We start from the raw sequence: 12,436 nt of genomic DNA, 5'->3' as shown, positions 1-12,436 counted from the left end.
CCTCCCTGCCTTAGCCTCCCGGGCCAAGGAGACGCGCCATGACACTCGCCAAGCCCCCGATCCCGCCGGAAACCCAGGCCAAATGGCAGCGGGTGGTGGATCTGGTGGCGGAGCTGACCGACGTGCCGGCCGCGCTGATCATGGCAACCGTGGACAAGGACCACCGGGTGAAGGTGTCGAACGCCGCCGAAAACAACCCCTATTACCCGGGGCGCAAGTACCATCTGAACGAAAAGCTCTACTGCTTTGGCGTCTTTGAAAACGACGGAGAGCTGGTGGTCGAAGACGCCCAATGCGAACCCCGCTGGCAGGACAATGAGGATATGGAGCACGCCATGTCCTTCTACATCGGCTACCCGATCAAATGGCCCGATGGCGAGGTTTACGGCACCATCTGCGTGCTGGATACCCGCCGCAACAAGCGGGCGCTGATGTTCCGCAAGGGGCTGCAGGAATTCTGCCGGGTGGTGGAGGGTGATCTGGCGCTGCTGCTGGAGGTGGCCCAGCGCAAACAGGCCCAGGCCGAGCTGCGCGAGACGGTGCGCGCCCGCGAGGACACCATCAAGCGCCGCACCAAGGCGCTGGAGGATGCCAATACTGCCCTGCGGGTACTGATCGACAATGTTGAGGCCTCCCGCCACGAGTCCGAACAGCAGATCGTGCAGCAGATCAAGGGCATGGTGCTGCCCTATATCGCCAAGCTGCGCCATCTGGACGCGGACCGAGAATTGCAAAGCGCTTACCTGCTGATGGTCGAGGACAATCTCAAGAACATCACGTCGGCGCTTTCCTCCAAGCTGGCGGAAATGCTGGAGCAGCTGACGCCAGCGGAGACCGAGATCATGCAGCTGATCATGATGGGCCGCACCACCAAGGAAATCGCCGCCACCCTGGGCCGCGAAACCAGCACCATCGACTTTCACCGCAACAACATCCGCCAGAAACTGGGCCTGAACCGGCGTGAAAACCTGCGCCAGCACCTGATTGCGCTGAGTTCGGCGGAGTAGCCGTTAGTTCAGGCTGTTCAGCAGCGCCTTGGACGGATCGCCAGTGGCTGGCAGGCCGCGGCTGGACTGGTAGGCGCTGATTGCCGCGCGGCTCTTCGGCCCCAGAACGCCATCGGCGCCGCCGGTGTCAAAGCCGCGGGCGGTCAGCCGTTTTTGCAGCAGGACGCGGTCATCCTTGGTCAGTCCGTATTTGTCCGGTGGAAAACTGGCGCGCAGCGGTGCGCCGCCAGCGATACGGTCGGCCAGATGGCCCACCCCGATCGCATAAGCATCCGAGTTATTGTAACGCTTGATCGCATTGAAGTTGCTGGTGACGGAGAACACCGGCCCGCCCGGCTGCGGCTGCAGGCTGCGCCCCGAAGGCGTGCCCGGCGCACCGGCCTCACCTCCCCACTTCAGGCCGCGGGTCCAGCCATTGCGCTGCAGATACGCGGCGGTGGAGGCGAGTGCATCGGTTGGATCCTCCGACCAGATATCGCGGCGCCCGTCGCCGCTGAAGTCCACCGCAAAGGCCTGATAGGACGTCGGGATGAACTGGGTATGCCCCATGGCGCCAGCCCAGCTGCCGGTCATGCGGGCGGGCGTTATGTCGCCGTTCTGCAGGATTTTCAGCGCGGCCAGCAGCTGTTTTTCGAAAAACGCCCCGCGCCGCCCGTCATAGGCCAGCGTCGAGGTGGCCGAGATCACCGGCACATCGCCGCGCCGCTCGCCAAAAAAGCTCTCCAGCCCCCAGATCGCGCAGATGATCTCCGCATCAACGCCATAGCTGCGCTCCAGCGTGCGCAGGGTGGACTGGTGGCGGGCAAAGGCAGCGCGGCCTTTGGATAGGCGCTCATCCGAGACCGCAATGGAGAGATAATCCTCCAGCGAGCGCTTGAATTCGGTCTGGTTGCGGTCGCGTTTGACGACGCCCGGCAGGTAGCCTGCACCACGGAATGCCGCGTGCAAGGTGGATTGCGAAATCCCCTGCACCTCCGCCCGGCTGCGGAAGGCGGCAACCCAGGTATCATAGCCCGCATTCGGCACAGGCCGCAGGTCTGCTGGCAGGCCGGTTGCTCCGCTGGGGCCGCTGCCCGCTGGCACCGTGCTGCTGCAGGCACTCAGCCCCAAGGCTGCCAGGCCAAATCCAAAATAACGCCGTGTGATGTTCATGCTTTCTGCCCGCTCCAATGGGTTTCCCGATGCCCGGCTTCGGCCGGATCCTTTGACATCAGGCTGCCAGAAACCGGGAGGAGCGCCAAGGCCCGGAATTCCTCCGCAGCAAAGACCCGCCGCAGCCCCGTCGGCACCGGTTACGGGGGGCATCCCCATATTCCCCCCATATTCTTCCGGGGCACCCCTGAGGGGCCTTGATGCCTAGCCTGTTTGTATCGCCGCAGCAAAGCGGCGGCCAGAATACAACAAGGGAGACGGAACCAATGGATGAGCAAAAGAAGAACCTGAAACCGGCACGGCTGGACGGGCGCAAGGATGATCTGGCGCCCGGCCTGTCGCGGCGCAGCTTCTTTGCAGCCGCAGGCGCGGCGGGCGTCGGAACAGCCGCCAGCCTGCTGGGCAGCACCAGCGCGCAGGCGCAATCAACCGACTGGCTGCAACCAGGCAACAACAATCATGTGATCGACCTGCAGAACATGTCCGCCTTTGCAGATGGCGAAGTGAAGATTGATTTCTACGGCCATTGCGCGATCAAGATCACCTCTCCCGGCGGCGCCTCGATCCTTTTTGATCCGTGGCGGGATGACCCCTCCGGTGCTTGGGGCTTGTGGTTCAAGCAGAAGTTCCCGGAAACGCTGGTGGATATCACCATGTCCACCCACACCCATTTCGATCATGACGCCATCGACCGCCCGCAATCAACCATGGTGCTGGACCGGATGGTCGGCACGTTCGAGTTCGCGGATCTCAAGATCACCGGCTATGCCGACAAGCACGCCTGCGTCGCGCCGGGCTGGTACCCCTGGACAAACGCCTTGGCCGAGTTCGGGGTCGAGGCCTGCCCGCCCAACAACCCGGGTCATATGGATATGGTGACCTATGTGGTGGAGACCGGCGGCATCCGCACCCTGATCTGGGGCGACAACAGGCCCGATCCGGCGGACGGGTTCTGGGACGCCATCGGACGCATCGACGTGCTGACCCTGCCGGTGGACGGCTCTGAGCACATCCTGTCCTATGAGCAGGCCAACGCGCTGGTGGAACGAATCCAGCCCAAGGTGGTGATCCCCACCCATTACCTGTCCGAGACCACCACCTATACGCTGTCGACGCTGCAGCCCGCCGATAGTTGGGTGAAGGACCAGAAAAGCTTCAAGATGCTGGACGGAGCCTCGCTGTCGCTGGCGGCGGCAGATGTGCAGGCGATGGACAAGGAGTTCCTCTATTTCGGGCACAATGCGCTGACGGAATAACCCCTCGGCGTTGCCGCAAGCTTGTGCCCGGGCTGCCGGGCGCCCTCCCCCGGGGCGCCCGGCGGTTTTAGACGTTCAGTCCCGCAGCGCGTCTGCACGCAGGCCCTCGCGTTCATAGTGGCGCGGCAGCACCCGGCCATAAAGCTGCTTGGTGCGCTCCACCCCGCCGCACATGCCTTCGGTCTCGACAAAGGAGAAGATGCCGACATACCGCTTGCGCGGACCTTGCACCGGCGCCACCCGGTGCAGCGAATAGCGGCCGCGGAAAATTTGCAGATCGCCCGGCTGCAGCACCAGCTTGCGCACCAGAGGCGAACCGCCTGCCAGCACCCGCGCCACACCGTCGTAGTTCTCGTCCGTGGAGGTGCGCAGCATCGGCGCATATTCAAAATCGCCGCCGACCTCGCCGTTCTGAATCGCCAGCGTCACCGTGTAATTGTTGGTGTCGAAATGCCAGGGGAACCCCTGCCCTTCTTCCACCATATTGATGATCACATCGGCCAGCGGATCGTCATAGCGGAAGAAACGGTCCTCCGGCTCCCCCAACGCAGTGCGTATGAAGGGCATAAAGCCCGGAAATTCGTAAATCACGCGCAACGGGCTGTCCGCCCCGAAGTTATCCGCGGGGATAAAGGCGTTGGAGCGGTCGTAAAATTGACGGACCGGGTGGTTCTCCGGCAGGGTGCTGTCATCCTGCGAGAAATACGCATTGGTGCGGCTGAAGGATTTATGCCCCTGATCCGCCACACTGTCCGCCTCGGCTGCCAGCATAGCGATCCCCTCCTCATGCACAAACCCCGGCAGCACTGCACAGCCGTCCGCCTGCAAGTCGCGCTGCAGATCGCCGATCAGCCGATCAAAAGCCTTGGAGCCCGGACGGTCGATCGGGTAGCGCCCGAGATCCACCAGTTCCGACAGTTCGACCATATTTGTTCCTTCCCTGTTAGCTCTTTTCGGTTGAGCTTGCCTGCGGACAAGGCGCCGATCTGGCACAAACGGGACAGCCGGATGCCGGTTTTGAACGATTTCGCAACTCTTTGACCGGGCATTTTCGCGGAAATTTCGCTGCACCCCGGGATTTGAGCAAGAAAATGTCTCCGCACGGGGCTTTTTTGACACCTTAGGCGGTTGACGCCCCTGTCCAGCCCTCATAATGTCCGCTGCAACGCAGTAAGGAGCCAGTGACGTGAACGCACTAGTCGTAATCGTAGGAACCAAGCGCATGGGCCGGTGACGGTAGACCATAATCGAACCCATGCGCCTCCGACCTGAAATCGGGGGCTTTTTTTATGCGTAACGGACGATGCCGCCAATTGGAGCAAAAAGCAGATGACACGTGAAATGACCGGCGCAAAGATGGTTGTCCAAGCCCTGAAGGATCAGGGTGTGGACGTAGTCTTCGGATACCCAGGCGGCGCCGTGCTGCCGATCTATGACGAGATCTTTCTGCAAAATGACATCCGCCACGTGCTGGTGCGCCACGAACAGGGCGCGGTGCATGCCGCCGAAGGCTATGCCCGCTCCACCGGCAAGCCCGGCGTTGTGCTGGTGACCTCCGGCCCCGGCGCCACCAATGCGGTGACCGGCCTGACGGACGCGCTTCTGGACTCAATCCCGCTGGTGGTTCTGACCGGCCAGGTTCCGACCTTCATGATCGGCTCGGACGCCTTCCAGGAGGCCGACACTGTGGGCATCACCCGCCCCTGCACCAAGCACAACTGGCTGGTCAAGGATACCGACAGCCTGGCGGGCACCCTGCATGAGGCCTTCCATGTCGCCACTTCGGGCCGCCCTGGCCCTGTCCTGATCGACATCCCCAAGGACGTGCAGTTTGCCACCGGCGAATACAACGGCCCGAAACCGGCCGCCTCGCACTACCAGCCGCAGGTCAAGGGTGACATGGAGGAAATCACCGAGCTGGTCGCCGCCATCGAAGCCGCCGAGCGCCCGGTGTTTTACACCGGCGGCGGTGTGATCAACTCCGGCAATGCCGCCAGCCAGTTGCTGCGCGAGCTGGTCGATGCCACCGGCATCCCGGTCACCTCGACTCTGATGGGCCTTGGCGCCTATCCGGCCTCGGGCAAGAACTGGATCGGCATGCTGGGCATGCACGGGCTCTACGAGGCCAACCTGGCGATGCACGGCTGCGACCTGATGATCAACATCGGCGCCCGTTTCGACGACCGGATCACCGGCCGCCTGGACGCCTTCAGCCCGAATTCGAAAAAGGCGCATATCGACATCGACCCTTCCTCGATCAACAAGGTGATCCGGGTCGACATTCCGATTGTCGGCGACGTCGCCCATGTGCTGGAAGACGTACTGAAGGTCTGGAAGGCACGCGGCCGCAAGGTGAACCGCGAGGCGCTGGCGAAATGGCACGCCCAGATCGACGACTGGCGCGCGGTCAACTGCCTGTCCTTCAAGAACTCGGAAAAGACCATCAAGCCGCAATATGCGCTGCAGCGCCTGGAAGAGCTGACCAAGGGCCACGACCGCTATGTCACCACCGAGGTTGGCCAGCACCAGATGTGGGCGGCGCAATACCTGGGCTTTGAGGATCCGAACCGCTGGATGACTTCCGGCGGACTCGGCACCATGGGCTACGGCTTCCCGGCCTCGATCGGGGTGCAGATGGCACATCCCGACGCGCTGGTAATCAACGTCGCGGGCGAAGCTTCCTGGCTGATGAACATGCAGGAAATGGGCACTGCGGTGCAGTTCCGGCTGCCGGTGAAGCAGTTCATCCTCAACAATGAGCGCCTGGGCATGGTGCGCCAGTGGCAGGAACTGCTGCATGGTGAGCGCTACAGCCACTCCTGGTCCGAAGCACTGCCCGATTTCGTGAAGCTTGCCGAGGCCTTCGGCGCCAAGGGCATCATGGTCAGCGATCCTGCGGACCTGGACGATGCGATCATGGAGATGATCGAATACGACGGGCCGGTGATCTTCGACTGCCTGGTCGAAAAGCACGAAAACTGCTTCCCGATGATCCCCTCGGGCAAGGCGCATAACGAAATGCTGCTGGGCGAGGCGGAGACGCAGGGCGTCATCCAGGCCGGCGGCGCAGTGCTGGTGTAACCGCGGCGGCGCCGCAAATTTCTTCGAAGAAATTTGCCAGGAAATTCAAATTTCCTGGCAGCGACATACGAGAGGAAGACCACGAATGTCTGCCCTGCATATCAAAAAAGGCTCCACCCGCCATTCCGCCTATAACCTGCGCCCGACGTTCTCGGACGTGCAGGAGCGCCACACCATCGCAGTGCTGGTGGAAAACGAACCCGGTGTTCTAGCCCGTGTGATCGGCCTGTTCTCCGGCCGCGGCTACAACATCGAAAGCCTGACCGTGGCCGAAGTGGACCATACCGGCCATCTATCGCGCATCACTATCGTCACCACCGGCACGCCGCAGGTGATCGAGCAGATCAAGGCGCAGCTGGGCCGCATCGTCTCAGTCCGCGACGTGCATGACCTGACCGTCGAAGGCGATGCTGTGGAGCGGGAACTGGCGATCCTGAAGGTGGCCGGCGAAGGTGAAAAACGTGTCGAAGCGCTGCGGCTGGCGGATATCTTCCGCGCCAATGTGGTCGACAGCACCCTCAACAGCTTTGTGTTTGAAATCACAGGCGCGCCGGAGAAGATTGACGCCTTTGCGGACCTGATGCGTCCGCTTGGCCTGGCCGAGATCGCCCGTACCGGAGTGGCGGCGCTGCTGCGCGGGAACTGATCCTGAAACCGGCACGGCAACGTGCCGGCGTTCAGCCTTGTCTGAAGTGACGCGGCGCGGAAACGCGCCGCTTTTTTTCCGCGGTCATGGGAAAAGGCACCACGGTTCCGCTGTCCTGAGCCTCTGCCGCGGCATCCTTGCAACCGCCTGCAGCGGCGCACAGCCGGTCAGCCAGCCCAGGGCTGCCCTGCTCAATCAGGAGCGACGGGTTTTCCGCGATCCTGCAATTGCCGCTCAAAGTTAAATCAAACTCAACCCAATCACCTGGATTCAGTTCCTGGAATTTTCCCCCGGCCTTTCCTGTATAAAAGGCCAAGTCGCCCTGATCATCGCACCAGATAACGGCTTTGTTCAGGGATTCGTCACTCCATAAAACGACTCCAATCATACCAGTCCTCGCATTGCCGCCTGCCAATTCTGATACAATTGAAGTGACGCCAACATGATAAAATACGTGCCGGAGCACTAGTTTTTGTGTCGGCTTGACACGCCTCCTGACGTGACTTAGCAACAGACCTGACGCCGGTCAGGTTCAACATCTGGTGCAGTTCCGCCGGATTTTCGCATAACCTGTTCCAGTGCAGCGCAAATTCGCCGCAAAATATCACACTTACAGAGGCCAGGATGATCAGCCAGAACCGCTCGCCAGCCGATCTTAGGAACATGTTTGGCGCCAATTTGCGTCAATTGTCCCGGCAATACCCTTCTATTTCGGAACTGTCGCGGCAACTGGGCATCAACCGCACGCAATTCAACCGCTATCTGGCCGGGGAAAGCTTTCCGCGCCCCGATGTTCTGGACCGCATTTGCCGCTTCTTTGAGGTGGACGCCCGCATTCTTCTGGACCCCGTGGACAAACTGTCCAAAGCCGGCCAGGTGATCAATGGCCCGTTTCTGGCCGACTTTCTGGGCCAGGGTGTGCAGCATCTGAGGGAAGAGTTTTTCCCAACCGGTTTTTACCGTTTTACCCGCCGCAGTTTTATCAATGACGAGAAATTCGTGATCGGTCTTGTCTATGTGTTCCGGGACGCTGGCGTGACCTACATCAAAGGGTTTGAGGCCAAGGAAGCGATGCTCAGCCAGGGCCTGTCCGCAACCCCCGAAGCGCGGGAGTTCCGCGGCTATGTCAGCGGCCACGAGGATGGCGTTGCCTTTGTCATCGCCCGGCGCAAATCGATGACCTATTCCTTCAATTACCTGGCCCGGACCGCCTCTCTGGAGAACAACTTCTGGTCCGGCTACGTTGCCCGCACCGTCCGTGAAGGCAGCACTGGCGAACGGGTGACACGCATGGTCTATGAGCACCTTGGCCGGGACACCCGCCAGGTGCTGGACGCGGCGCGCAGCGCGGGCTTTGCAGATGAAACGGAACTTTTGCCGTTCCACCAGCGCCTGCTGCACACCGGAGAGCCCTTCCGCTGAGGCTATTCAGCGGAGGCCTGGCGGTAGATGTGCCAGGTGGCGTGCCCCAGCAGCGGCAGCACCAGGAACAGCCCCAGAAACCACGGCAGCAGCGCCGCAAAAGTGGCCCCGGCAATCAGCGCGGCCCAGATCATCATCACCACGAAATTCTGCTGCACATACTGGAAACTGGTGATCATCGCGGTGACGAAATCCACTTCGCGGTCCAGCAGCAGCGGCAGAGAGATCACTGTGATCATGTAGAGCAGCAGCGCAAACAGTGCGCCCACCACCGTGCCCACGGCCAGCATCGTCAACCCGTTGGCAGTCAGAAACACCTCAGCTGAACTGGTGATATTGGTCATCGTGGCATGGCCCAGGAACAGGGCAAAGATCATGTGGCCAAGGAAAAACCAGAACAAGAACACCACCACAATAATGGCGCAGATCGATGGCAGCTGGCGACGGCTCTGCTGCAGCACCACGCCCAGGATCCGGCCGACAGCAATGCCCCTGCCCTGCTCCAGCCTGTGCGAGACCTCATAGAGCCCGACTGCAGCGAACGGGCCGATCAGCGGGAAGCCGATGGCGGCAAGCACAAGCCAATAGGTAGTGCCGGTGCGCACAGTGACCCAGGCCATCCCCCAGCCAGCCAGGACATAGACCGCAGCAAAGAACAGCCCGTAGAGCGGCTTTTTGCGGAAGTCAGCCCAGCCCCGGCGCAACGCCTCAAACAGCATCGGTGTGGTGACCGGTTTCAGCGGCGGCACGCCAAAGGGCTTTTCAGGTGTCATTGCAGTTAGTCCTCCCTCTTCTTCTTTTTTAGACAGCCTAACCGCGAACCAGCTATTAAAAAATGCCTCTTGAATAAATGTTTGACGGGTACCGCCGCCGTCAACGCGCCGCCCCCCTGAGCCGAAAAAGGGGCGGATCTCGCGGCCCGCCCCTGGTTCCGCCGCTGGAAGGCGTCAGACAAAGGCAAAGTCATCTGCAGTCAGCCCAAGCCCAGCATCGCCGTCCAGCCGGATGCTGCCGCCGTCATAGGCAATCAGCCGGTCGCCGCTGTTGTCTGAGATTGCCAGATTGGCAAACCCGCCGCTGTGGCCCCGGATTTGAAAAAGATCGGTGCCATCAGCAAAATCCCTGACCAGATCATCGCCGCCGCCAGAACCAAACACAAAGGTATCCGCACCGCCGCCCCCATCGAGCGTATCATTGCCGCGGCCGCCATTCAGCGTGTCGCTGCCGGCCCCGCCATTCAGCCGGTCCTTACCGCCGCCGCCGTTCAACGTGTCGTTGCCGGCAAGGCCAAAAAGCCGGTCATTGCCGCTTTTGCCAGACAACAGGTTGGCACCGCCATCCCCCGTCAGCCTGTCGCCCCTTGCGGTGCCCGCCAGGTTTTCAACTCCCGTCAGCTGAAAGAACCCGCGCCCGTCCGCGTCAAGCCTCCCGCCTCGCGCGCCAGGATTCTGCCAGGCGCCATCCAGGTCCAGCGAGACCACAATACCGGTGGAGAATTTTGAGAAATCCGCGGTGTCTTTGCCGCTTCCGCCGTTGATATGAAGCCCGAAATCCGGATTGGTTTCCGAAATTTTTACCACGTCCCGGCCGTCGCTCAGCCGGACCACGCCGCCGCCGCCGGTGCCGACCACAACCGTATCATTGCCGCCGCCGGCTGAGATCAGCTCGACCCATTCCGTGCCGGTGCGGATGGTGTCCTTGCCATCCCCGGTCCGGATGACACCAGCACCGCTGGCGCCAGCAATCACCGTATCATTGCCGTTTGACGTGCTGACGAACTCAGCAAACCCATTGCGGATCACCACCTTGTCGTCCCCTACACCGGTCCGAACCGTCCCAGCGCCACCTGTCCCGATGGTGATCACATCGCCCTTGGCACGGTCCGCATCACTGCTGCCAAGACCGGTCTGTATGCTGAACACATGCGCATTGCCCGTGGTCAGGATGTTTTCTGCGGCAAACAGGAAAATGGAAAAGGTGCTGCCTTCCTGGTTGTTGCCCAGCGTGACCATATGCCTTTCGCCGTCCCAGCCGTTGATCTGGCGAATGCGGGTGGAGTCCAGTTCAATTTCAGAGTTGTAGCCAACCTCTAGATAGTCAATCCGGCGGCCGGCGCCGCTGCCGGCGTCCGTGATCCGCGTCACATTGGTTCTTGCCTCATCACCGAAGCGGAGGATTTTTGCGATCCAGTCCTCGCCGGACAGAGTTGCGTCCACAATCAGGCGGTTGTCCGGATCGCTTTCAAAAATGTTGTAGGAATTGAGAAACCTGTTACCCCACGGGACCGCGGGCTGCCCCTCGCGCCGGGGAATCTCAGTTTCACCGTCAAATGCCAGATTCAGCTCAAAATCGGCCATGGCACCATCCCTCTCTTTACCTGACTGAAATCTTTAACAGCGGCTCCGGAACTGGAAACAATAAGCCAAAACCGCGGGTTTAGTTTACCATAAGCAGAGAATAAAAAGAACGCGCGCGGAAAAAGAGCCCCAGGCTGGCTGCCCTGGGGCTCTGTGCATTCGGATATCCAGTTTTTGCGGCGGTGCCGGATCAGTCCTCGGCCTGCGCGTCCGCGCGGCTCTTGCCAGAGACATTCAGCGCCAGCGTGGCCGCCATGAAACCATCCAGGTCACCATCCAGCACCCCCTTGGTATCAGAGGTTTCATGCTGGGTGCGCAGGTCCTTCACCATCTGATAGGGCTGCAGCACGTAAGAGCGGATCTGGTTGCCCCAGCCGGCATCGCCCTTGGCCTCATGCGCCTCGTTGATGGCAGCGTTGCGGCGGTCCAGCTCCTGTTGGTAGAGGCGCGATTTCAGCGCCTTCATGGCGATATCGCGGTTCTGGTGCTGGGATTTCTCGGACGAGGTCACCACGATGCCGGTCGGGATGTGGGTGATCCGCACTGCTGAGTCGGTGGTGTTGACGTGCTGGCCGCCCGCACCGGAGGAGCGGTAGGTATCGACGCGAATGTCGGATGGGTTCACGTCGATCTCGATGTTGTCGTCCACAACCGGGTAGACCCAGACGGAGCTGAACGACGTGTGCCGCTTGGCCGCCGAGTCATATGGCGAGATCCGCACCAGCCGGTGCACGCCGCTCTCGGACTTCAGCCAGCCATAGGCATTGTGGCCGGAAATCTTATAGGCAGCAGACTTGATGCCTGCCTCGTCGCCTGCGCTTTCGGACTGCAGCTCGACCTTGTAACCCTTCTTCTCGGCCCAGCGGACATACATCCGCGCCAGCATCGAGGCCCAGTCGCAGCTCTCTGTACCGCCAGCACCAGCGTTGATCTCCAGGAAGGTGTCATTGGCATCGGCCTCGCCGTCCAGAAGCGCTTCCAGCTCTTTTTCAGCCGCCTTTTCCTTCAGCGCCGCCAGTGACGCCTCGGCATCCTTGATGACCTCAGCGTCATCTTCCATCTCACCCAGTTCGATCAGCTCGATGTTGTCGGACAGATCCTGCTGGATGCCCTTGTAGGTATCAATGGAATCCACCAGCGCCTGGCGCTCGCGCATCAGTTTCTGCGCAGCTTCAGGATCGTCCCACAGGTTCGGATCCTCGACCCGCGCATTGAACTCCTCCAGCCGGTATTCGGCGGTTTCCCAGTTCATCCGCTGGGCCAGCAGTTCCAGCGATTTCTCGATGTCTGCAACGATGTTCTGGGTTTCCGCGCGCATGGGAGGTCCTTGCAATCTGAGATCAGGACTGCGTGATAAACCACCCTTGCGCCGCGGGCAAGCGGCCAGACCGGCCGCAGGCCTGCCGGGTGCTGCAGAAAAACCTCTTAAAATTCCGCATAAATTTCCAAGGAAGGCAAACGCCGCCTTAACGCGGGCTCATGCAGTCTGACCGCTGGAACATTGACGGGCGGGCT

Annotated in this window: 11 protein-coding genes; 5 read left to right on the top strand and 6 right to left on the bottom strand. The window is 61.2% G+C overall.

Annotated elements, in window-relative coordinates; translation table 11 throughout:
* The first annotated feature begins 38 nt into the window (after positions 1-38).
* Positions 39-1,007: a LuxR C-terminal-related transcriptional regulator gene (locus tag ACXAHG_RS18625; RefSeq protein ID WP_475059740.1), complete on the top strand. Its 969-nt coding sequence runs from the start codon at positions 39-41 to the stop codon at positions 1,005-1,007.
* Between the two features lie 3 nt (positions 1,008-1,010).
* Here ACXAHG_RS18625 and ACXAHG_RS18620 read toward each other — a convergent pair whose 3' ends face one another.
* Positions 1,011-2,159 carry a lytic murein transglycosylase gene (locus ACXAHG_RS18620; protein ID WP_475059738.1) on the bottom strand — a complete coding sequence of 383 codons (1,149 nt, stop codon included), beginning with the start codon at positions 2,157-2,159 and terminating at the stop codon, positions 1,011-1,013.
* A 266-nt stretch (positions 2,160-2,425) separates the two neighbouring features.
* Between ACXAHG_RS18620 and ACXAHG_RS18615 the strand changes: the two genes are divergently transcribed.
* Positions 2,426-3,415 carry an MBL fold metallo-hydrolase gene (locus ACXAHG_RS18615; RefSeq protein WP_475043798.1) on the top strand — a complete coding sequence of 330 codons (990 nt, stop codon included), beginning with the start codon at positions 2,426-2,428 and terminating at the stop codon, positions 3,413-3,415.
* A gap of 75 nt (positions 3,416-3,490) precedes the next feature.
* Here the strand turns inward: ACXAHG_RS18615 and ACXAHG_RS18610 are convergent, their stop codons facing one another.
* Positions 3,491-4,342 carry a HalD/BesD family halogenase gene (locus ACXAHG_RS18610; protein WP_475059735.1) on the bottom strand — a complete coding sequence of 284 codons (852 nt, stop codon included), beginning with the start codon at positions 4,340-4,342 and terminating at the stop codon, positions 3,491-3,493.
* A gap of 402 nt (positions 4,343-4,744) precedes the next feature.
* Between ACXAHG_RS18610 and ACXAHG_RS18605 the strand changes: the two genes are divergently transcribed.
* Both ACXAHG_RS18605 and ilvN read left to right on the top strand, forming a co-directional pair.
* Entirely contained in the window at positions 4,745-6,496 is a 1,752-nt protein-coding gene (locus ACXAHG_RS18605; protein ID WP_475043803.1) for an acetolactate synthase 3 large subunit, read from the top strand.
* 85 nt (positions 6,497-6,581) lie between these two features.
* On the top strand, positions 6,582-7,142 hold the full coding sequence (gene ilvN / locus ACXAHG_RS18600) for an acetolactate synthase small subunit (protein ID WP_475043805.1): 561 nt from the start codon (positions 6,582-6,584) through the stop codon (positions 7,140-7,142).
* A 31-nt stretch (positions 7,143-7,173) separates the two neighbouring features.
* On the opposite strand, the gene ACXAHG_RS18595 is transcribed toward ilvN, so the two are convergent.
* Positions 7,174-7,530, bottom strand: a complete 357-nt coding sequence (locus ACXAHG_RS18595) for a S1 domain-containing protein (protein ID WP_475043807.1) — start codon at positions 7,528-7,530, stop codon at positions 7,174-7,176.
* Between the two features lie 236 nt (positions 7,531-7,766).
* Between ACXAHG_RS18595 and ACXAHG_RS18590 the strand changes: the two genes are divergently transcribed.
* Positions 7,767-8,564, top strand: coding sequence for a helix-turn-helix domain-containing protein (locus ACXAHG_RS18590; protein ID WP_475043808.1), 798 nt, complete (start codon positions 7,767-7,769; stop codon positions 8,562-8,564).
* A gap of 2 nt (positions 8,565-8,566) precedes the next feature.
* On the opposite strand, the gene ACXAHG_RS18585 is transcribed toward ACXAHG_RS18590, so the two are convergent.
* The 3 genes from ACXAHG_RS18585 to prfB all read right to left on the bottom strand — a co-directional run bounded on the left by ACXAHG_RS18585 (position 8,567) and on the right by prfB (position 12,239).
* Positions 8,567-9,337: a DUF2189 domain-containing protein gene (locus ACXAHG_RS18585; protein WP_475043810.1), complete on the bottom strand. Its 771-nt coding sequence runs from the start codon at positions 9,335-9,337 to the stop codon at positions 8,567-8,569.
* Between the two features lie 174 nt (positions 9,338-9,511).
* The gene (locus tag ACXAHG_RS18580) at positions 9,512-10,921 is read right to left on the bottom strand and encodes a calcium-binding protein (RefSeq protein ID WP_475059733.1); all 1,410 of its coding nucleotides are present in this window, start codon (positions 10,919-10,921) and stop codon (positions 9,512-9,514) included.
* 190 nt (positions 10,922-11,111) lie between these two features.
* On the bottom strand, positions 11,112-12,239 hold the full coding sequence (gene prfB, locus ACXAHG_RS18575) for a peptide chain release factor 2 (protein ID WP_475059731.1): 1,128 nt from the start codon (positions 12,237-12,239) through the stop codon (positions 11,112-11,114).
* Positions 12,240-12,436 lie beyond the last annotated feature (197 nt).

This window comes from Leisingera sp. ABD4_442 (assembly GCF_056160905.1).
Note: the sequence above shows the minus strand (reverse complement) of the source record. Positions and strands in the feature narration are given on the sequence as shown.